The sequence below is a fragment of the Stieleria mannarensis genome, assembly GCF_014154935.1.
GTDB classification, from domain to species: Bacteria; Planctomycetota; Planctomycetia; order Pirellulales; family Pirellulaceae; genus Stieleria; species Stieleria mannarensis.
In genome coordinates, this window is sequence record NZ_JACEHH010000057.1 from 22,115 (window position 1) to 43,362 (window position 21,248).

Sequence of the window (21,248 nt, forward strand, 5' to 3'; positions counted from 1 at the left end):
TGATCCGAGGCGAAAATAGGGCGCGCCGGTGGCGGCGATCGGGGTCTCAGTCTTCGGCGGTGGGCACGGCGAACAAACTTAGCTTAAGCGTGGCGTCGACGCCTTGATCCTTGATCTGCAGTTCCTTCTTTCCCTGCAGCGTTGCCAAGTTCGCGATCAACGCCTCTTTAAATCGGACACCCAGCCGCGGTGAGTCGTCCGAGCGTAGATCCTCCCACGCCGGCCCGCTTTTGTTGACGCTGTAGAACAGCCAGTTGTCGCCTTGTGGAAGCGCCCTTGGGGCTTTCGTTTCGGTGATTTTCAGTCCGTCTTGCCGAAAACGGAACATGAAATCGACCTTCTCGCTTTTCCCCAACTTCCAATCCAACCGACCGATCTCCAGCAATTCACGACACTGGGCCGCCGTGATCTGCTCGTACTGAACTCCAATGTACCATTCCCAGCCCTTGCTCATCCATTTCTGGTCCAGCGAAACTTCTTGGCCCTTGCCGGCACCGATGAAGTCGCGTCGCTCGAACTTGTATTCCTGGACTTCGGTGATCAGCGTGCGAATCTCTTCCAAGACCCAGCGAAAGATTCGCGCCAGGTCGTCGTGGTCGTACATCGGGATCTCGCCCGGGCGACGATCGGAGCGAAAGATCGAAAGCGACCCGACGATCCGGCACAGGTCGGTGTAGGCGACGTGCGGGTGCACCCCCCGGGCAAACGCCAACGACCGCAGCGATCCGTAGCCCGCGTTGAGGGCGGTCAACATCAGCAACCGGTTCATGTCACCGGCCTCGGGGGCGCCCTGCATGATCCCGCGGGTGATGACCTGGGAACTGAGCACTTCGATCTTTTGACCGATGATGTCGTAAGCGGCACGCACATAGTCGCGTGCCAATTCCGGCCAGGCGTCACAGCCCAACACCGGCGGGATGTAGTCGCTGTCCAATTCTGGCGCCGCTTCGGCCGCACCGGAGCGTTTGATCCGAGCGATCGGCAGCGTTTCATAGCCGGCCAGGTTGTCGGTTCCTAACAGAATCTGAACATTCAACGTCCGCAGCGAAATCTCTTGCTCGTTGCCGCCGGCGTTTTCATCGGCGACCGTGCCGGGAAGTCCCACAAAACGATGCTGTCCGCCACGCTCGGGCAACGTGTTGGGGCGACCGAGTCGAAGCTTGGGGACGGCCAAGAACACGTCGATCGATTCGACTTGATCAAACGCATCGGACAAACTTCGCTTGACCGATCCACCTGTTTTACCCAAGTCCACACGGTCGGGTTGTTGTGCCGAGTCGATCCAGATCACCGTGCCGTCGCGCAGCCGCGCCTGGCATTCGCTCAATTCGAACTGACCGTTGGCGATCGCTTCGCGGCTGAAACTGATCTGCCGAAGGCCGTAGTTGTATCCGTGATCAAGCGCAACGTGTTGTCTCGCATTCTCGTCGATACTTCGTTCGGCAGCCTGCATGTGATGGGGCCGTAAAAACATCCCCTCTAACCAAGCAACACTCTCGTTGTGCATCGCTGTCGTGTTCTCCTTACCCGGGGCGTCAGCCGTCTGCCGTCAGTAATCGCATCGTTGCGGTCAATTCCGTTGCCATCAATTCTACTGTGCTCTGATACTCTAGCAGGTGTCGGGTATCGTTCCCACTAGGTAAACTTTTCCCATAGGGATCAGACTTCTTCCGTGGGATCGCAATCAGATGAGCACCTCAGGCAAATACGGCGAGCGACAATCGTGGCGGCGTGCCGGAAGCGGTCAAGCTGGGAAGCGAAAAACGATCAAGGCACTGCTGACGCTCGTCGCGATCGCGCTGACGCTGCTGTTCCTGTACATGTTGATGCCGGGCCCGAGTCGACAATTGATCACGATTCTGGTTTCCAACGACTATGACACCGACGTCGTCACGCCGCCGATGTTCGGCGCAAGCGCGCGACAGGCTTTGAAATCGCAGCTCCAGGCGGAAGACGTGCGCGGCAATTGCGAGGTGATCGGCAGCAGCTTTCAGCAAACCGAGATCGTGTCGAAATACTTGGGCGATCCCGACGACACCGTGATGGTGATCTTGCGGGGCTATCTGATGCGGGACGACCAAGATCGCCCCTCCCTGGCGTGCAGCGATCTTGCGATCGGCCCGTCGCCCCAGTCGCCACGCGGACTGTTGCCGCTGACCGAGATTCTGGAGCCGCTGGCGACCCAAACGCCGAAATCGTTCCGCGGCACACGGCTGGTGGTGATCGACGCCGAACCGCTGGCCGCCCAACCCTCGCTGGGCCAATGGAACGATGAAGTCTTTGCCCAGCTTGACGAAACGATCACACAATTGACCGGCCCCGCGGCCGACCGAGTCTGGCTGCTGGTGACGCGTGGGCCGATGCAGAACGTGGGCTGGGATCCGCACACACACCTGCCGTTGTCGACCCAAACGCTGTTGGACGGGATTCAAGGCGGCGCGGATCTGGACGGGGATCTGAAGATCGAATTGGACGAATTGTGTGCGTTCATCTCCGATCACTACCAGCGCATGCCACGCAACAACGAAACCGACAGCCCTCGCGTCATGCTGTTTCAGGGCGGCAGCGGACGTGTCGATTCAAGCGACTTGACCAGCGACGACTTGGATGTTTGGATCGCCCGCGTCGATCCGGCGACGGCGGACGAAACGGGCGAAGGCGAAGAAGGCACGCCGGACGACTCGGGCGAACTGGCCGATGATCTCGCCGACAAAATTTCCCGATCGCGACCACGCACGCCGGCGATCACCCCGGTTGTGTTGCAGACACCGCCGGGCGAAACGACTCCGCCTGCCGCGGTCGCCGCCGGCAGCGGCGATGACCGGCCCGATACCGCAGCGACGTCAGCCGATCCCGCCGCTGCGAAGACGCCCGCCGAAGCCCCTGCCGCCCAGACGCCGCCGACAGGCAACGGCGGCCCGACCGCGGCGTTGACGTTTTGGGACATCCGCGACCAATTCGAATCAGTCCCCCTGGCCGGATCGGGCGACGACCAGGACGTCAGCGCGATCGCGCTGGCACCGCACTTGTGGCGGCGCGTGTTGGTGCTGGTGCTCGCCGGCCAAGTCAAAGATTTCGACCCGGCGTCACCGACCCAAACGCCGCGGCAAGTCGCCAAGGATTTGTTAGAGCTGCAACGCATTGTCAAAGGGCAAACGTCCGCCGGGGCAATCGGCGACACGATCTCCGACGACATCGTCAGCCGGCTCCGACGAATCGTTTTGGACCACCGGGCGGCGCGACGGGGAGTTCGTTCGGATCGGCGAATTCGCTCCGCCGATGCGCTGCAGCACGCGGTCGCGGTGTCGCGATCGAGACTTTGGGCGTGGTTGGAATTTCAACGCCAAGCCGCGCTCGGCGGCGCCCCGATCCCCGACCAGGGGATCAACGACGCGGCGCTCCAGGCCGAACGCACACTGGCCGAGGGCGGCGGGGCCGAGACTCCCGACCAGGGGACACTCGACCGCCAGCTATCGCGACTGCACAGTGCGATCAACGTGTTCGACCGCAACGTCGAAGGCGCCGTCAATCAGTTGCTCGCCGGATTCGCGTTGGACGATCCGTCCCGCACCTGGGAACTCAATCGCGTCGCTTGGGCTTGGCTACGCAGCCCGCTTCCCACCGGCGACCAGCGGCGACGGCTGGAGGCGGCGCTGATGAAAGCACGCTTCGATCCGACCGACACCGAGGATCGAAAGGTCGATTGGGGCAACATCACGTTCGCCTTGCCCGCCGCGCCGCAACGCCCCCTTGATGCGATTGCCAAATACCGTTCGGAACTGTCGCGATTCGAAAACCCACGCGACGACGGCGGCAACGCCGGTTCGGCCGGCAACACCGATTGGAAAACCACCCTCCAGCAGGGCGACGACCAGCAGGCCGCGTTCGCCGATCGGCTTGCCGCGTCCTTGCGAATCGACCCGCGTATCAATCTGGTTGCCGACGGCCATCCGATCGTTCATTCGATCACCCCGAAACCGGTCGTGCGAAATCCCAGCGTGGTGATCCTGGACGACAGCGGTCAGAAGCTGGGTGATTCGGCGGTCGTGCGATTGGAAACGATGCAGGACACCCGCAAGCTGACGCTGCGAATCGATCCCGGCCGCGATCATCCCGTTCGATTGTTGGTCAGCGCCGATCTGCGCTCGTCGACGGGCGATTTCGGGCCGCCGCGCGCCCGAGTCGCGTGGACGTCGCCCGGTTTGGTCCCCGACCGTCCCGGCGCACCGGTCGCGGTGGCCATCGACGGCGATTCGTCACGCGACCTGTCGCTGGAGATCCGGCCCGCCGATTTGGCCAGGCGCGGCGATGATTTGCAACTCCGTCTACAGATCCGTGCCGACCGGGTGGCCGACGAAATCGAAGGCGTGGTTGGGATTTATTCGTTGCCGATCGAATTGCCGCGCGAAAACCGATTGCGATTGGTCGCGTCGTCCCCGCCGGGAATCGGTTGCTCCCGAGAAGTGCTCAGTGACGAGGGCAGCCTGCCGGGCGGGCTTTGGTTGCGGACCTTCAACGGCCGCAAGACCCCGTTTCGATTCGAGGTGTTCAATGAATCCGGCAAAGCCTGCATGGCCAAGGTCTGGTTGATCAAGCTGCCCAAGCCGATGCCCGATGACGTGGCCGCCTATTGGCCCGACTTCGCCGCCAACCTGTACTCCAACCCGGCCGGCGGGATCCTGGACGAAAAGGGCCGGATTCTGGAGAAGTTCTTGCTGCCCAACCAGGTTTTGAAGGGGCCCGCGACGCTGTCGATTCCCGCCGACCAAGGCCGCGTGCCGCTGCGGTTCCAGGCCCCCGCCGTTGCATCGGGCGAATCTGCCGCCGCCACACCCCCGGGTGCAGCCAGCTCCGACGCGGCGGCGACCGATATCAGCCACGGCATGGCGTTGGTGTGTCGGTTGGTCGACGCCCAAGAGAACGTCATGCCGGAAAAAGATCAAGTCATTTGCCTGGTCGCCAAACCCTGGGCGCCGAGTGATTACGTGACCACCAAGGTGAGTTATAACGACGGCGAAGTCGAAGTGAACGTGGAGCTGGAATTTGATATCGACGGTGACGCGTCGCGCGACTCGTTGCCCGAATTGGAAAAGGTCCCGGTCAACGTCCGCTGGGTTCAAGACGACCAGTGGGCGGACTTCGCCGCCGAAACCAGCCTGCCCCCGCGCAGTTTGTTCGTGGACCTCAATCCGCAAGCCGGCCGATCGCAAGCCTTCTTTCGCGTCCCCGTCGTCCGCCGCAATCGCGAATCATGGTGTCGCCTGGACGTCGACGGTTGGCCGCGTGCCATCCAGCATGTCGTCCAGCATCAACCGGGCGCCCTCGGAGCGGCCAAGCTGAAAAACGAAATCCGTTTCGGTTCGATCGCGTTGACCCGGCGTCCGCAGGGAAACACCGAGCGACCGACCACGTCGTATTATTGGCCTGAGAACGAAGTTTATTTTATAGGGGACGGAGACCAATTGATCGCGACGATCAAAGCAGACTTCGGGTTTTTGACCCGGACCAGCGACCCGGAGGTCGCGCTCACCGTCGAAGGCCGCCGTTTCACACGCTACAAGACCGACCGATTCATTCGCACCATCGCGACACCGCTGTCCGATTCCGGCGAGATGACCCTGACCACCCAGGTCAGTGACATCCAGGTCCAGCTCAGCCAGGGCCGATACCGCGACGAGCGGATCCCGATCGACGCCTCACTGAAACTCGACGGCATCGAACAAGAGAACGCGTTGATCACGGCGGTGTTGGATTCGACCGCGCCGGACAAGAATCTGATTTCGATCAGCCCACGGCAGCGCGGCCCCTACTACGAGTCGTCGACGTTGGAGTTTTCCGTCACGGCCAGCGACTTGGGGGCCAAGGCGGCCGGGATCGCCCGGATCGACATCGGGCTCGACACGACCGGGGACGGCAAGGCGAACACCAAAAACGATTTCCACCTGTTTGATCCGCCGGTCTCTCCCGCGGTGCTGCCGGCGGCCAAGAGCATTTTCAAATTCCAAGCCGCCGGCGAATACAACGTCGTCGTGCGGGCTACCGATGCGGCCGGCAACGAGAGCACAAACCAGTCCCCGATCACCATCGCGAAGAAACCCGCCCCGGCGGCCACGCCCGGCGGCGGAACACCGGACCAGCCGAAAGTCGCCGTGGGGCGGCTGCACGGCATCATTCGCACCCGCGCCGGTATGAACGGGACACTGTTCCTCAGCCCCGCCCCGGCTCCGGTCACCAGCAAAGAAAAGACGATCCTGGGGCAGGACAAGGGCTTCGATTTCGGCCCCCTGCCGGAAGGCAAATACGAACTGAAATTCAAGGGGACGAAGCAGAACACCAGTGTCGAATTGACTTGGAAGGACCTGGAAATCGACACGACGCCGGACAAGTCCAAACCGCTTTCGTTGAGCCTGGATCAAGCCGAAACCGAATGACGGCCGCTGCCGGCGCGGCGATCCTATGACGCCCGCATTTGGCGGCCCCCTTCGGTTCTCTCTTTCAGGACGTGAAATGTCTTGCTCGCAAGGGAATTGGGCAGCAATGGATTTCGCAACTCGAGCCTTGGAACGAGGCAAGCGGCCTGAAGTCGACTTCGGCCCTACGCCACCAGGCCCGCGCGGACGCGGAGCGTGTCCAGATCCAGCAATCCGACCAGGCGGCCGTGGGCGTCGGCGACAGCGAACTGCCGGCAACCGTCCAAGGGCCGCGTGACGACCGATTCCAACGATTCCTCAGGAGCCAGAATCGGGGCGTCGTGACGCGTCAATTGGCCGACGGTGGTCTGCGGTTCGACGCCGCGGTGCAGCGCCGCCGAAACGTCTTCCAGGGCCAGGATTCCGACGACAAAATCGTCAGGTCCGACGATGGGAATGGCGGTCGTCGGGCACGATCGCAGTGTCGGCAGCAATTCCCCGAGTTCGGTTTCCATCGTCAGAAATGGCGGCTGGTGCAGCATCGCGTCGCGGATCGTTAAATCCCGCAGCGGTTCGATCGCGTCAACCTGACGCGCTTCGGACAGCCCCGCGTAACAGATAAACACCGCGATCAACCCGGCGGTGACCACGCCGTTGTACAACGCAAGCGCCCCCATCACGACCGCGCACACCACGCCGATGTAGGACGCGATCCGCGTCGCCCGGCGGTATTCAATTCCCAGCGCCAAAACGCTGCGCAGCACCCGGCCTCCGTCCATCGGGAACGCCGGGATCATGTTGAACAGGATCAGTGCTGTGTTGACCAGCATCATGCTCAGCAGATAGCCCAGCGGCGTCGGCGAATTGAGCGCTTCGATGTAGCGGTCGACCGCTTCCGGCTCGGTCAGCAACGCGCCCAACGATGGCAACCCGAACCCGGAAAAGACGAACAAAACGGCTGCCAACGCCACCACGATGACGACATTAATCGCGGGGCCGGCGACCGCCACCAAGAATTCTTGCCAAGGGATCCGCGGAATTTTCATCAACCGTGCCACACCGCCGATGGGAAACAGCGTGATGTCCATCGTCTCGATCCCGAACCGCCGGGCCATCAACGCGTGGCCGTATTCATGCAGCGTCACGCACAGAAACATGCCCAACAAAAGCGTGACGCCGAAGACCGTCCCGATGACGCCGTCCTGGTATCCGGCGTATGCCACATAGGCGACCAAAAGGGCGAACGACCAGTGGACGTAGACGCCGATTCGAAAGTAAGTTCCCAGATGAAGTCGTCGTCGCCACACGTTGGGTCGGCCTGTTTTTGAAGTCCGTTGATTTCCGTCTGTTCTCCAAACGCATCACACTATGTTACGTCACAAACTGATTCACCCCCAGATCTCCTCCATCTTAGCCGCCTCGGGGCACCACAGCACCATTCTGATCGCCGACGGGAACTACCCCGCAGCGAGTAAACGCGGCCCCCGAGCCGAGCTGGTCAGTTTGAATCTCATGCCCGGCGTCCCGACCTGCAATCAGGTCCTCGAAGCGGTCTTGTCGGCGATCCCGGTCGAAGCGATCCAAACCATGAAGACCGAAACCGAGGGGCCCTACGCCCTGGACGGTGATCCGCCGGTTTGGGACGACTACCGCGCGACGATCAAATCCGAGGGGCTGGATCTGGAATTGGAACCGATCGAGAAGTGGGATTTCTACAAAGCGGTTAGCACCGAAGACCACGTGCTGACGATTCAAACGGCCGACCAGCAACGTTACGCCAACATCCTGCTCAGCGTCGGCGTGCGGATGTAGTGATCGGCCCGGTCGTGGGATAGGCTTCCAGCCTGTCAATTCCAGCGGACGACAGGCTGGAAGCCTGTCCCACAGCGTTACCGCCACAGCCATTCGCGGAAGCCTTCGACGACCTGCTGTCGTTCCGCGATGGCTCGCCACACGACCAGAGTTCCCATCACCAGCGCGACGGCGATCATGGTGCCGCCACGCCGCGGGGCGGCGGCGGTCGTCGTCGCCGCTTTGTCGCGGAGATGCCCCAGCAGTTTCCCCCAAAACGCGGCGGCCGCGATCGGTTCGAAGGATTCGATCGACGTGGTGTCGATCGCTTGATGCCCCGACGCTCGCAAATGGACGCGCAGATTCGGCAGATACACCTGCAACGTCTCCCGATCACAACTCGCTTCGGAATCGAGTTCCAAGGCGGCTTCCAGCAGCGGGGTCAACATTTGCTCCGGCGTGCGACCGTAGACGACCAACCGGGGACGAGCGGTCAACGCCAGCAACGAAACGATCAGCCCGTAAAATGTCGCCAACGCCAGCCAGACCCAGCCGCCGAAAACCCCGGCCGCGGCCTTGGGAAAAAACAATTCCCCCGGTCCGATCGCGACCAACCCGGCGACCGAAAACCCCAGCGCCGCGATGTCACGGCCGCCTGTCGTGACCAGCACCCGACCGCTGATGCGGATCATCCCTAGCAGCAACAAATACGCGATCAGCGGCAACAGCGCGATTAACAAATAGATCGGTTCGATGGACATGCGCGTGGGGCGATCTCAATAGTCGGGCGAAGAACGAGTCGTCGACGGTAGCGTCGTTTTCGATGGGGCTCAGCAGCCGCCGTCCCCTCCGCGGTCGGCGGGGGGAAGGTCTGCTCTTTCGTGCGCCGAGTTCGGAGAACACGGCGACACTCGAAACGCATCCGATTCGCAGCCCACCCAAATTCAAGTTTGGACGAAGTCGTTGGGGAGCCCGTAAAGCGTACCACTTCAAAGCGATCGACGCGACGACACCGCGGTCCGTCCGATGATCCGGTCAATCGGACCAACCGGCAGATTGAGGGTAAGCCATCGCCGCCGTTGAGCGGGTCCAGCGAGCGTGCAACCGGATCGCGTCGCAACCTTGGGAAAGGAACGCACCCTTTCCGAGCCACCGACGTAGTTGCATGAGTGAAATCTTTAATCCAGCCGAGCCGCGATCGAGCACCGTGGGAATCGCCGATGGAATCCAACCGGACCTCCCAACCCTAGGACCAGCCGACGTGATCGATCGAGTCCAGCATACGTTGCGCGATGTCCAACAAGCGTGTCGCCAGATCAAAGATGACGGCAACAGCGCGTTCGACTTAAGCGTCATCGTTCCGGTCTACAACGAACGAGAGACGTTGCCAAAAATCCTGGAGCGTATCGACGAAGTGTTCCCGCAGCGGACGCAAACGGTCGTGATCGATGACGCCAGCAGCGATGGCACGACACAGTGGCTGGCAGCACTGGCCCCCCGCGCCAACCGTACGGTCTTGCTGCGTGGGCGAAATCATGGCAAGGGATCCGCGGTTCGAATGGGGCTGCGTCACAGTCGCGGTGAGATCGTCGCAATCCAAGACGCCGATACCGAATACGACCCCGTCGACTTGCTGCAGGTGATCAAACCGATTCAATCGGGCCAGGCCGAAGTCGTCTATGGGTCGCGGTATCTAGACGGAAGCGATGACCCGTCGCTATTTCATCGGCTGGGCAATTGGGCGTTGACGGCGATCAGCAACTGCATGACCGGACAGCAATTAACGGACATGGAAACCTGCCACAAAGCGTTCCGCGGCGACCTGGTGCGATCGATTCGAATCCGTGAATGTCGGTTCGGGTTCGAACCCGAGATCACCGGCAAGATCGCCGACCGCGGGGTCACGATCGCCGAGGTTCCCACCGGGTACCAATACCGCAGCTATGACGAAGGCAAAAAGATCACTTGGAAGGACGGCGTCGCGGCACTGGCGTGCATGTGGCGCTATCGCAACCCAGGTTGGTTGTGGCGGGCGTTTGCCGGCGCCGGCCGGGTGCTGGTCCGTTTGCCACGGTTGATTCGGCCTGATAACAGATAAGACTTGTGTCGTAGCTACCTTCGCCAGAAGGTGGTTTCTCGGCGTCTCCACGCTCCGGCGAGCGTAGCTACGTCAGCCTTGCGATCTCCCACCTAATTGCCGGGAAGCTGCCGCCGGTGTTTGGGAGTTTCCGAGGGTGGCAGTTCGCAGTCGTGTTCTTCTTGATAGCGACGTCGTTCGACCGGGCTGGCGTAGTACCGCAGCCATGTCTCGGTGTCCTCGACACACATCCACTCGAGTGCCTTGCCGGGGACATCGACCTTCTTTTCGCAACAGGGCAAGATGTCGCGATAGATGATGGTGTACAGTTCCCGGTCACAGAGGTGATCGGTGCATCGCAACACGATGTTCATGCTGTACAGCTTTGCGACCGTCTTTTTCAGCCGATGTGCCAGTTGCGAATCTCCCAGGGCGTCGGGCGGCAGCAAGTGCAGCGGTGGGGAGAACCAATCGGAAATCGGCAGCGCCGGTGCACGCTCCCAGGCCAACATCGAGGCCAGGTATTCATTCTCGGCCTGCAGCGACATTCGGTTGATCGACGATTCGATCGACTCATCGCGATAGGGCTCCAACTCGTCCCGAAGCCTTGCATTGGCCAACATCAACTCGACTTCGTCGATCGCTTGTCGGCGGGTTTCTCGCATGTCCATCTAAACCGGTTGGCTGGGGGGGAGGCAGTCCGTGCTTCGTCAACGTCTAAACTTGGCCGCGGAAAAGGGGTCAGGGACCAAAAATGCGAAGCACCCTTCGGGCCATTTGGTTTTTGGTTCCTGACCCCTTTTCCGCTCGACAGACGCAAGCCGAAAATCTAACGCTGACAGAGCACTGGGCTGGGGCAAAGGATCGGATGACTGGTCGGCGGAGAGCCCGTCGGGGGCCTCGGCGGGCCGACCAAGTCGTCCAACGATGTTCTGATGGTATCTGTCGTTTGCCGTCGCTCAACTTGCAACTGAAGCAAAACTGAGGTTTCAAATCATTTTCGCCGGTTCGGCCTTGCCTTGATCGTTACGAACGGAATGGCTTATCAGGATTTGCCGTCAATTCGCCAGTCCGTGGACTTCTGGGCCCCAAAATTGACTACCGCGACTCGGATTGCCAACGCAGCTGGCGATAGAGTTGGGCGTGCCGTTGGACCATCTTTTCCACCGAAAAATCTTCGTGGATCCGCTTCCTGGCGGCCTCCCCGAGCCGCTCGGCCGTTTCGGGGTGTTCCAGCAAATCCAAGGATTCCCGAGCCAGCGCGGCACGATCCCCGACCGGGACCAGCCGTCCGGTTTCGTCGTGGCGGATCAAATCGCGATTGCCGGGGATTTCCGATGCGATCACCGGCCGTCCGGCTTGCATCGCTTCGATCACCGCATTGCTCTGGCCCTCGTACTCGCTGCCGATCCAAAACAGATCCGCGTGCGGCAGCAATTCGGGCACATCATCGCGCTGGCCGACGAAACAAACATGTTCGGGGATGGTGACGGCATCACGGAAACGCAGCAATTCCGCTTTTTGCGGGCCGTCGCCGATCACGACCAATGTGGTGTCACTGCGGGTGCAGGCGAGCAATTCGGCGGCCCAGATCAAATCGCGATAACGTTTTTGCGGCCACAGGCGACCGACCGCCAGGACGAGCTTGCGATCGGCGGAGACGCCCAGCCGCTCAAGCGCCTGCTGGCGAGTGATCGACGTCGCCGATCGGTCGGGGATTCCATTGGGGATCACATGAAACAGATCCGGCGAGATCCCGTGGTCGGCGTAAAATCCCACCACGCCCGAGCTGTTGGTCGTGATCGCTGCGGAGCGACGCGCCAAAACGCGATCGATCCAGAAGTGCCACCAGGATTTCCAGGGATCGACACAGCGTTCGCTGGCGATGACCACCGGCACCTTGGCCATCACGGCGGCGGTACGTCCAAAACTGTTGGCGGCGAACAACCAGGTGTGGACGACGTCCGGTGACCAGTTTTTTAGCAGACGGCGCAACCGGAACAGCGCGGTCGGGTCGGCTTTGAAACGTTTACCGATCACCGTGACCGGAATACCGCTGTCGCGCAGCGATCCACTTCGCGGGCCGTCACGCGTCAACAAGTAGACGCGGACGTCGAACTCGTCACGTGGCAAGTTCTCGGCCAACAATGCGAGCTGTTTTTCGGCGCCCCCCTGATCCATCGTCGGGATGATCAGCGCGATTCGAAGTTTCATTGCGCGTTTTCCATGGACGTCGGATCAAAGTGACGGCGGGTCGGTCCGCTGGCGAGTTGCCGAAACAGCGTCACAAAATGCTCGATGGAATCGGTTTGCGACCGCGTTCGTTGCATGACACGTCGTGCTTGCTGGGATATCCGCCGCGCCTGTTGCAGGTTGTCGACGATCTGCTGGATGGCAAAACGCAATGTCTTGGGTTGCTTGGGATCGAACCACCACACGCAGCGGCCGGCGTCGTCGATGGTTGCATCGTTCGGGGCGTCGTCGGCAGCGGTTGGGCTAGGCCGTCGGCGCAGGATCCACGCTTGGACATCGGCCTCGGTCACTCCGAAAAATTCGCGGGCCGGCTCGGTGTCGGCCAGGATCAACGGCAATCCGGCCGCGATGGCGGTCGGGATTTGATGTTCGAACCCTTCGTCGCCGGCATGGACCATCAAATCGGCGGCGGAGAAAACGTCGTCGGCCGAGGAAAACGATCCCGGCATCGCCATCGATTGCCGCAGCCCGTCGCTTCGGAGCTGTGCGTAGATGGTTTCCCGCAGCGGCCCGTCACCGACGATCCAGAACTGTAACCCTTGGATGTTTTGTGCCAGCGAGTACGCCGATTTGACCAGCGTCATGACACCGGAGCTGCGATCGAGTCGTTCGACGGACAGAACGACCGAACAGGAATCGGGGACAAACAGATCGCCGTTGATCCGTGCCATTGCCTGCCGCAACCGCTTGGGGCTGGACCAGCCTTGATCGGGCGCCGGGCCGACCCCGATCGGAATCCGATGCACCCGCTCTCGGTCACCGCCGTCGGCCAACCAGCGTCGATGGGCCGACGCACTACCGACAACCACGGCGGTGGCATCCCTGACCGCCGCACGACAGCGACGACCGGTCCGGCTGTGTTGGTGGTACTCCAGATCGCTGCAGCTGCCGTGGCCGGCCAGCCGCACCACCGAGGGCAGCTTGATCGCCCGGGCGGCCTCCACCGCCGCAATCGCTTCTTCACGACCGGAATCGCAATAGACGACGTCGCACGCCGTCGGGTTCGACACGATCCAATCGCGGAGGTAGCGAATGTAGCGTGACGCCGTACGGTCGCCCCGCGCCGTCCAACCGGTTCGGAACATCCGAATCGGCCGATACACCTGGCACTCGCGAAACGAAAAACGCTCGGCCCAGGACGCGGCGTGCTTGGGCGTGACGACCGACACCTGTGCGCCGGCCAGCTTGAACCCCGAGGCGAGTTCCATCAGATGGCCGGCCGAATCGAGCGAACCGTGCGGCCAAAAGTGTCGACCGACGACCAGAACTCGGACGGGGCGTTCCAAACCATTCACTGTTTCGATTTGTGCTCGGTCGCTTCGATCTCGTGCGTTTCCAAGACCGCCAAGTAGGGCAGGTTGCGATACATGTCCATGTAATCCAATCCGTAGCCGACGACAAACGCATCGGGGATTTCAAAGGCGACGAAATCCGGGCGGAGCGAGACGGCATGTTGGCGATGTTTGTGCAACAGCACCGCCGTCTTGGTCGACTTGGCCCCCAGGTCTTTGATCATGCCCGACAGCCGATCGAGCGTCCGCCCGGTGTCAAAAATGTCATCGACCAGCAGCACGTCGCGGTCTTTGACGTCGATCAGCATGTTTGCGTTGACCTCCAACTTTCCGGACTCCGTCCCCCCACGATAACTCGACGCCTGGATCACGCCAACTCGCTGCGGCATCGACAAGCGTCGGATCAAGTCGGCAAACAGGACCAGGCTGCCGGTCATCACCGCGATCACCGTCAGCGGGCGGTTTTCCCCGTAAAAACGATCGATCTCGGTCGCGAGCCGTTCGACACCGGCCTGTAACTGATTTTCATCAAGCAAAATACGCATCCGTCTCGCGTCCAAATCAGACGCGCTCCCTACGGCAAACTCTCAAAGAACTGGCCAACTGGTCTCTGGCAAACTGGGCGATTTGGGGTTTCGGTGCGATTCGGTCCAGCAATTTGCGGATCAATCGCGGCAAAACGCCGATGAACGATACACCGGCGGCCGACAAATTCCCACGGGACTTGCCCTCAGGTCGGCCCGACCGCCGGCGGGAAACTTGCTCCACCCACGTGTTTTATCGACAGACCCGACGAATGACCAATTCCCAACGCTTGGCTACCGTGCGAGCCCACCTGCAACACTGGTTGGCCGCCAACGTGACGCCCTCGGCCGCGGAGACGGTGGGCGAGCCGACGTCCGAGGGAAACGAACAAATCGCGTCGCAAGACGGGGGCGAATCCGACGGCGACGCTTCCGCCCCCGCCGAACGGAGTAGCGAGGCCGACCCTACCTGCGAGGCCGACCGGGATGACGTCGATGCGGCAAAAATCGGCTCCGAATCGATTCTGATTCGCGACGGGTTCTACGCCGGGCGGACGTTCCACGCGACGGCCGGGGATCAGACCTATCGAGCGACCTGGTTCATGGAGCCCGATGAGCTGAAAATCCACGGCGCCGGCGGAGCCTTGGTGGCGTCGTTCCAAGGCGATCAAATTGGGGCGGAAATTCCGGTCGTTGAAACCACGGTCTTGGAAGAGCAAGACGATTCGCAATCGCACGAATCCGACACGGTCAGCATCCCGATGACGGCGGCCGAACAGGAATCCGCGACCGATCTGGATTCCGACCAAGACGGTCAACTGCCCCAGGCGGCGTAAGCACAGCGGCTGCACGTGTCACGATCTTCTTCCGCGTCTGCCCAAAGCAAGCGTCGTTGGCAGTCACACAAATGCCGCGATTGCTATCGCGAACCCCGCCATATCAATGGCCGGGGGGGCGAAGATTTTGGAGGTAACGAAACTCCCCGCGAGCGCGTCGGTGGGCTTGCGTGTCAAAGCCGCACTAAACGGCAAGGGAAGCAAGTGCGGTTGTTACTTGCTCAAGGCGCGAGTGGCGCCTGACGGGGCGAGTTTTCGAATTCAAAAAGCGTGTTTGATCCCCCGCCAACCCGAATTCGCGATCACAACGGGACCTCTCACGGTTCCGTTGGGGAGTGATTCAAAAAAGTGCAACTGTCCATTCTGTGTGATCGTGTAAATGCCGTTGCCTGCCGCGAAGACATGCTGAAGTCCTGACCATCCAGAGGAAGCGATTAGTGTTGGGCCGGCTCCCACAAGTGACCCATCAACGCGACGATTGAAAAAGTGCAATTGGCCATTCGATGTGATTGTGTAGATGCCGTTGTCTGTACCGAAGGATTTATCGAGCCCTTTCCAACCCGATGGAGCGACTACTTTAGGACTCCCTGCAATACGGCCATCCTGAAGACACTCAAAAAAGTGGAGCTCACCGCTCCCGGTAATTGTGTAGAACCCGCTGCCAGCTCCAAATGCATGCTCAAGTCCTTGCCAACCGGAGGACGCAATCGTCTTGTGGTCTTGTGAAATCCGGCCGTTGGGGAAACGTTCGAAGTAGTGCAGTGCTCCATCTCGGGTGATTGTGTAAATCCCATCACCTGCCGCGAATGCTTTGCTTAGCCCCTTCCAACCCGAGGAAGCGACCAGTTGATGACTGTTTGCAATGCGCCCCTCCGCAAAGCACCTAAAGAAATGCAATTGTCCGCCGACTGTGACCGAGAAAATGCCATTGTCCGCAGCGCATGCACTGAGTGGGTTCAGACATCCACCTACGAGGACTATCGCCACTTTCAACATTGTGCCCATTTCTGTCTCCCTGAGTTTGTGGTCTGGCCTTCAACGAGCGACTGAATCTCATGGTCGTTATTGGACGTTGCACAATGACAACTCCCTGCCGAAATACCGTGTAAGCAGCATTGGGCTCACGTCCTGAGATGCACGTTTCCATGAGCATTCAGATCATTGTTCACAATAGGCCCTGCAGAGCTATCGCGAAACCCTCTTCAGGTGGTGTTTGTCTCTTTCTCTTTTCCCCCTCATTTTATTAGCTCTCGTTCCTAGGCTTTTTTTCCAATCCCCGCATCGAGCGGATGAAGCTTTTCAAGGGGCAGTGTTCGGAGCGATAGACATAAGTGCATCGGCACTGCTATTGCGTGAGCTGACGGCTGAGGACGCGTCGTCAATGCTCCGAACGACAGACGCAGGTCGGATGTGAAGAATAGGGTCAACGCATTACTCAGCAGTCGGCAGGTTGGCGTTGATCCAAACGTATTTGGGGAGGCGTGGATATGAAGGTCGTCGGTCGGGCTGGATCGCTGAGGTCATTGAGACCAGAGGTGGCAGAATGATGGGGGAAGCAAATGCGAGGCGTTTGCGATGATTTTCGAGCCCATCGGCTGGACTTCACGCGAGGCCGATGACGATGTAGACTGCTCGCCTCCGCCGCAGCGGTGAACGAGCCGGTGGCGGTGATTCCGCGAGGAATCAACTCGTTGATGCCGGATGGGTGGCCGAGTGGTCGAAGGCACTGGTCTTGAAAACCAGCGTAGGGCAACCTACCGTGGGTTCGAATCCCACCCCATCCGCTCTTCTTTCCGCACCGACCCAACTCCGATTCGGCGTCGTTGTTTGCGGAACCGTCCGGATCAGGGCGGTTGCGTTTGGTTTCGCCGCAGCTTGGTCTTCAGGTTCGTGTCGTAGCGGAAGCCGCCAAGGCTTTCGGCCCTTGGCGGCCTGTTGATTCAATCAGCCTTTCGATCACAAACTGAGCCGTCGACGCTAGCCTCGGGCCTTACACGTCTCGAAGGCCAATCCAAGGCCCGCGGCTAGCGCCGTCGGCTCATCGAGTAGGTGGCATTGGGCGCGATCCTAAGGGCCCCGGTGCGTTTTTTTGGTGCTTCAGCCCCGTACGCTCGCGCGTTCGCGGCTCATCCCACGTCTGATCAGATTAGATCAATCGTCCGTTGACGAGTTCGGCTACCTGAACGCCCGACGACGGCGGATTGGTCGACACGGCGGCACGCCAGACGGTTTTTCGAGCTAGGTTCCTTGTGACTCCGAAGCCTGTGCCCCAAGGCCTCGATCGATCTGCCCGTCTGGTTCCGCTGCCGGTGAACGCCTCCGATGAGCTACAACCCCTACAATTCGTCCACGCCGCCACGTCCCTTTCGGATCGTTTTCGGCTTCGTGATCGCCGTCGCCGGGTTGATCGGCGGCATGACCGGTGCCGTCCACGAATTTCACAAGGCGTCGGTCATGCAGGGGGAACCGGTCGAAATGGACTGGCAGACCCTGGTCGATGAAGGCTATGGGGACAACCCGCACATTCGACTGGTCAATGTCACGGTCATCGATCCCTACGTCGACATGGACGAACTGCTGGAGGACGAAGACCTGGATGCGTTGATGGATGACCCGTTGGTTCGCAGCCACGTGCATCCTGACATCGGGCCGGCCAACGTCGTCCCGATCGGCAGCGACGAATTCGAGGTCGAGTCGCGGGTTTTCATCGCCCAGGGCGAACATTTTTTGGACGAAGCGTTTCGCCAAGTCGACGAGACCAACTCGGTGACCGGGATGGTCAGCACTTATGGCGTGGCCCAGATGGTCGCCGATTTCGTGTCCTTCTGCACCGGGAATGAGGTCCAAGGGCCTCCCGAGGACGATGACGTTTACTACACCATCGTTCCGATCGACGGGACACCGGACCTGGGATTCGCCCGCAACCTGTTCTTGACCGCCGGATTCGCCTTGGCGCTCGGCTTGATCCTGTGCGGCAGTGGCGGCCCCGGCATCTGGTGTTGCTGGTACGCGCCCCTGCCTTCGGTGCTCAGCCTGATCGGATACCCGATGCGTTACGGGCGCGGATCCTGGTCAACGCGCATCACCTACATCGCCGGCGGAGCGATGCTGATGGGATATGGATTCTACTTGCTGGTTCCGATGGGCAACTTCGGCTCGACCGATGGCAACCCGATCTTCCACGCCTTCGGGTTTGCAGCACTCTTCGTCGGACTCGGAGGCATCCTGGCGGTGCCGTTCCAAATCACCACGCGAGCACTCTGCGTGAGTGTCGAAGTGCAGCCGAAAAAGAAACCTGTACGCATGTCTTGGAACCAAGCCTGTTCGATGGAACCGGTGATCCAGGAAGTGGAGTACACCGACCCGCCACTGGTGCCCTCGGGAGCCTTGCCGCTGAGCGGCGAGTTGAAACAGAAAGCCGAGGCGCTCGCCGCAGCGGGGTTCAACGAGGCCGATCCGTTGCAATGGCAGCGTGAGACCGGGATTGCGGCGGCGGCGATTCAGCTGGGCTGTCAAAGCATGGTGGTGACGGATCTGGAATACAATAACGACGCGGATCTCGTCGAGTGCGGCTTGATCAGCGTGCTCGGAACGGGGCTTCCGATCATCACCGTTTCGGCCAATTCCAGCGTCAAACAAAACCGCCCCTCGGCGAAATGTCTGTTCCAGCGTGCGTCAACGAGTGATCCGACGGAAATGCTGGCCGAACATTTGGAAGTCACCGTCCAGGAAGCAGAACAGCGTGACACGATCGTCGTCGAATTTGACGAGAGTGAAACACACGACGTGGTGCGTCTGGCCCGACGGGTGCTCGCCGAGATTCAAGGCACGATGGACGGCCAGATCGTCAACGTCGGCCCCATGCGTTACGGACGTTTCCACTACCCGCCCGCCCCGGTGCCCGAGTTTGTCGCGGCGTCTTGCTAGCTCCGTCGTGGAACACGCCAACGGATTGTTGATTTGATCGAAACGAACCCTCGAACGACGATCCGACGGGCACTCGCACCGATTTTGTGGCGTCGGGCTTGTCGCGTCATCAACCGGAGTGTCGCAGAGCTGTTACGCAACCTTGCGCAGACGACTGGGCGCTTCGATGCGTTGTCGAACGCTGGCCAACGGGCCGATCTCTGACGGGCCCGCTTCGGCGTACCAAGCCCTCTGGGCGATCGAATCGAGAATCCGCTCGGCGATCGTCACCGCACGGGCGCCGGCCAATCCGCTGACCGTCGGCGAGATGCCGGATTGGATGCTGATCACGAAGTCGTGCAGTTCATCCAGGATGGCGTTCCGCGGTTCGAGCTGTTTGGTTTCCAGCTGCAGATGGTCGGTGAACAATTCGTCGGCGTATCCGAGCGGATTGTCGGTGGCCTGGTCCAGGTCGAACGCGCGGTCGACCAGCGATTCGCTGGGACGAACCGCGTGCAGTGCGGGGCCGGAGAAATCGATTTCGGCGAATCCGCCGCATCCATACACTTGCATCTGTCGCGCCGGTGCGGGGCTGACCCGCGACGCTTTGAGGTTTGCGACCAGTCCGCAGGCGAATTCCAATCGGGCTTCGGCCAGATCTTCGTGGTCGCTGACGACCGCCAGTCCGCTGGCCGAGATGTCGGCGACGGCGGCATCGGTCATCGCACAAACCAGGTCGATGTCGTGGATCATCAGGTCCATCACCACGCCGACGTCCAAGCAACGACCGGGGAACCGCGAGGCACGGACGGCTTCGACGTACTTCACATCGACGCCGATATCGCCCAGTGCGGTGAAGGCCGGGTTGAATCGTTCCACATGTCCGACTTGCAGTGTCAGTCGTCGCGAGGCGGCCAGCATCGCCAGTTTGTCGGCGTCGGCGGCGGTGGTCGCCAGTGGTTTTTCGACCAGCAAGTGCTTGCCCGCTTTCAACAGCGTCGTCGCGATCTCGGCGTGCGCATCGGTCGGCGCGGCGATCACGGCGGCATCGATTTGGTCGATGCAGTCGCGGTAATCGGCAAACGTGGGGACGTCGAACAGTTTGGCCGCGTTTTCCCGGGCGGCTTCGATCGGATCGCTGATCGCGACCAATTCAGCCCCATCGACGCTGGCGAGAAGTTTGGAATGAATTCGGCCCAGGTGGCCGGCACCGATGACGGCGACGCGCAAACGACTCATGCTGCTTTCTTGCTCCGTTGGTCTTGACCGCGTCCGTGACGTCCGCTGCACGAACGATCGACACAATCAAAAAGGTGTTTGATGACGGGACGAATCGGGCCTTGGGAGTAGACGATTTCGCGCGCCTTGTCGATCCCGACGCGGGCCCGGTACAACAACTTGAACGCTTGCGTCAGCACCGCGATGTCTTCGGCGGTGTACCCGTGGCGTTTCAATCCGATCGTGTTGACGGCGCGGGGTTTGGTCGGTTGGCCGTCGACGATGGTGTAGGGCGGCACATCGTGCAACACACGGCTCATCGCGCTGACAAAGCTCAGCTGGCCGACGCTGGCGAAGTGTGACACGCCGACGCCGCCGGCGATCGTGACGTCGTTTCCGACCCGCACGTGACCGCCCAGCATGCCGTTGTTGGCGATCACGATTCGGTCGCCGACTTTGCAGTCGTGTGCGACGTGTGTCCCGGCCATGAAATAATTGTCGTGCCCGATCTCGGTCACGCCGTCTTCCTTTTCCGTTGCCCGATTGACGGTGCAGTGTTCGCGGAAAACGTTGTTGTCGCCGATGACCACTTTCGTCGGCGTGTCTTTGTAGCTGGTGTCTTGCGGATGGCCGCCGATCACCGTGCCTTGAAAGATGTGGTTGTCTTCACCGATCGTCGAGTGGCCGGTGATGACGACGTGTTCTTCGATGAGCGTTCGGTCACCGATTTTTGCATGCGGCCCGATCACAGAAAAATGGCCGATTCGAACGCCGTTTCCAAGTTGAGCCCGCGGATCAACAACGGCTGTTTGAGCGATGACAACACTCATGGCAAACCAATCTGGATAATTGACAGAGGAAGTTGCGATCTGAAAGCGAGATCAAATCGCGGATGATTTGGAACGTAGCAATTTGCAGTCTTTTGGATCGAGAGGAATCGG

At 60.8% G+C, this 21,248-nt stretch carries 15 protein-coding genes and 1 tRNA gene; 6 read left to right on the plus strand and 10 right to left on the minus strand.

Annotated features, from left to right (window positions below):
• Positions 1-46 precede the first annotated feature (46 nt).
• Positions 47-1,507 carry a type VI secretion system baseplate subunit TssK gene (gene tssK / locus H1B37_RS27635; RefSeq protein WP_147867976.1) on the minus strand — a complete coding sequence of 487 codons (1,461 nt, stop codon included), beginning with the start codon at positions 1,505-1,507 and terminating at the stop codon, positions 47-49.
• Between the two features lie 181 nt (positions 1,508-1,688).
• Here tssK and H1B37_RS27640 point away from each other — a divergent pair, with 181 nt between their 5' ends.
• Positions 1,689-6,431, plus strand: coding sequence for a hypothetical protein (locus H1B37_RS27640; protein ID WP_182870520.1), 4,743 nt, complete (start codon positions 1,689-1,691; stop codon positions 6,429-6,431).
• A gap of 164 nt (positions 6,432-6,595) precedes the next feature.
• Here the strand turns inward: H1B37_RS27640 and H1B37_RS27645 are convergent, their stop codons facing one another.
• Positions 6,596-7,717 carry a site-2 protease family protein gene (locus H1B37_RS27645; protein WP_182870521.1) on the minus strand — a complete coding sequence of 374 codons (1,122 nt, stop codon included), beginning with the start codon at positions 7,715-7,717 and terminating at the stop codon, positions 6,596-6,598.
• Positions 7,718-7,778: 61 nt separating this feature from the next.
• Here H1B37_RS27645 and H1B37_RS27650 point away from each other — a divergent pair, with 61 nt between their 5' ends.
• Positions 7,779-8,222, plus strand: a complete 444-nt coding sequence (locus tag H1B37_RS27650) for an RbsD/FucU family protein (protein ID WP_145207536.1) — start codon at positions 7,779-7,781, stop codon at positions 8,220-8,222.
• Positions 8,223-8,299: 77 nt separating this feature from the next.
• On the opposite strand, the gene H1B37_RS27655 is transcribed toward H1B37_RS27650, so the two are convergent.
• Entirely contained in the window at positions 8,300-8,962 is a 663-nt protein-coding gene (locus H1B37_RS27655; protein WP_182870522.1) for a hypothetical protein, read from the minus strand.
• Between the two features lie 404 nt (positions 8,963-9,366).
• Here H1B37_RS27655 and H1B37_RS27660 point away from each other — a divergent pair, with 404 nt between their 5' ends.
• Entirely contained in the window at positions 9,367-10,299 is a 933-nt protein-coding gene (locus tag H1B37_RS27660) for a glycosyltransferase family 2 protein (RefSeq protein WP_182870523.1), read from the plus strand.
• Between the two features lie 92 nt (positions 10,300-10,391).
• Here H1B37_RS27660 and H1B37_RS27665 read toward each other — a convergent pair whose 3' ends face one another.
• The 4 genes from H1B37_RS27665 to hpt all read right to left on the minus strand — a co-directional run bounded on the left by H1B37_RS27665 (position 10,392) and on the right by hpt (position 14,368).
• A complete protein-coding gene (locus H1B37_RS27665) occupies positions 10,392-10,943 on the minus strand; it encodes a hypothetical protein (protein ID WP_182870524.1) in 552 nt (183 codons plus the stop codon).
• A 433-nt stretch (positions 10,944-11,376) separates the two neighbouring features.
• Complete coding sequence (locus tag H1B37_RS27670; protein ID WP_182870525.1) at positions 11,377-12,492, minus strand: glycosyltransferase family 4 protein; 1,116 nt, start codon at positions 12,490-12,492, stop codon at positions 11,377-11,379.
• Positions 12,489-13,817, minus strand: a complete 1,329-nt coding sequence (locus tag H1B37_RS27675) for a glycosyltransferase family 4 protein (RefSeq protein WP_182870526.1) — start codon at positions 13,815-13,817, stop codon at positions 12,489-12,491. Before H1B37_RS27675 ends, H1B37_RS27670 begins: the two co-directional genes overlap by 4 nt.
• 5 nt (positions 13,818-13,822) lie before the next feature.
• Positions 13,823-14,368, minus strand: a complete 546-nt coding sequence (gene hpt, locus H1B37_RS27680; RefSeq protein WP_182870527.1) for a hypoxanthine phosphoribosyltransferase — start codon at positions 14,366-14,368, stop codon at positions 13,823-13,825.
• A gap of 251 nt (positions 14,369-14,619) precedes the next feature.
• On the opposite strand from hpt, the gene H1B37_RS27685 reads away from it, so the two are divergent.
• Positions 14,620-15,183, plus strand: coding sequence for a hypothetical protein (locus H1B37_RS27685; RefSeq protein ID WP_182870528.1), 564 nt, complete (start codon positions 14,620-14,622; stop codon positions 15,181-15,183).
• Positions 15,184-15,444: 261 nt separating this feature from the next.
• Here the strand turns inward: H1B37_RS27685 and H1B37_RS27690 are convergent, their stop codons facing one another.
• Positions 15,445-16,188 carry a tachylectin-related carbohydrate-binding protein gene (locus tag H1B37_RS27690; protein ID WP_182870529.1) on the minus strand — a complete coding sequence of 248 codons (744 nt, stop codon included), beginning with the start codon at positions 16,186-16,188 and terminating at the stop codon, positions 15,445-15,447.
• Positions 16,189-16,882: 694 nt separating this feature from the next.
• Here H1B37_RS27690 and H1B37_RS27695 point away from each other — a divergent pair.
• Both H1B37_RS27695 and H1B37_RS27700 read left to right on the plus strand, forming a co-directional pair.
• Positions 16,883-16,967: transfer RNA gene (locus tag H1B37_RS27695), tRNA-Ser, on the plus strand.
• A gap of 538 nt (positions 16,968-17,505) precedes the next feature.
• Positions 17,506-19,110: a hypothetical protein gene (locus tag H1B37_RS27700; RefSeq protein ID WP_182870530.1), complete on the plus strand. Its 1,605-nt coding sequence runs from the start codon at positions 17,506-17,508 to the stop codon at positions 19,108-19,110.
• A gap of 132 nt (positions 19,111-19,242) precedes the next feature.
• Here H1B37_RS27700 and H1B37_RS27705 read toward each other — a convergent pair whose 3' ends face one another.
• Together H1B37_RS27705 and lpxA are read right to left on the minus strand one after the other, a co-directional pair.
• Entirely contained in the window at positions 19,243-20,328 is a 1,086-nt protein-coding gene (locus H1B37_RS27705) for a Gfo/Idh/MocA family oxidoreductase (RefSeq protein WP_182870531.1), read from the minus strand.
• On the minus strand, positions 20,325-21,137 hold the full coding sequence (gene lpxA, locus H1B37_RS27710) for an acyl-ACP--UDP-N-acetylglucosamine O-acyltransferase (protein WP_182870532.1): 813 nt from the start codon (positions 21,135-21,137) through the stop codon (positions 20,325-20,327). The genes H1B37_RS27705 and lpxA overlap by 4 nt, the downstream gene beginning before the upstream one ends.
• Positions 21,138-21,248: the final 111 nt, after the last annotated feature.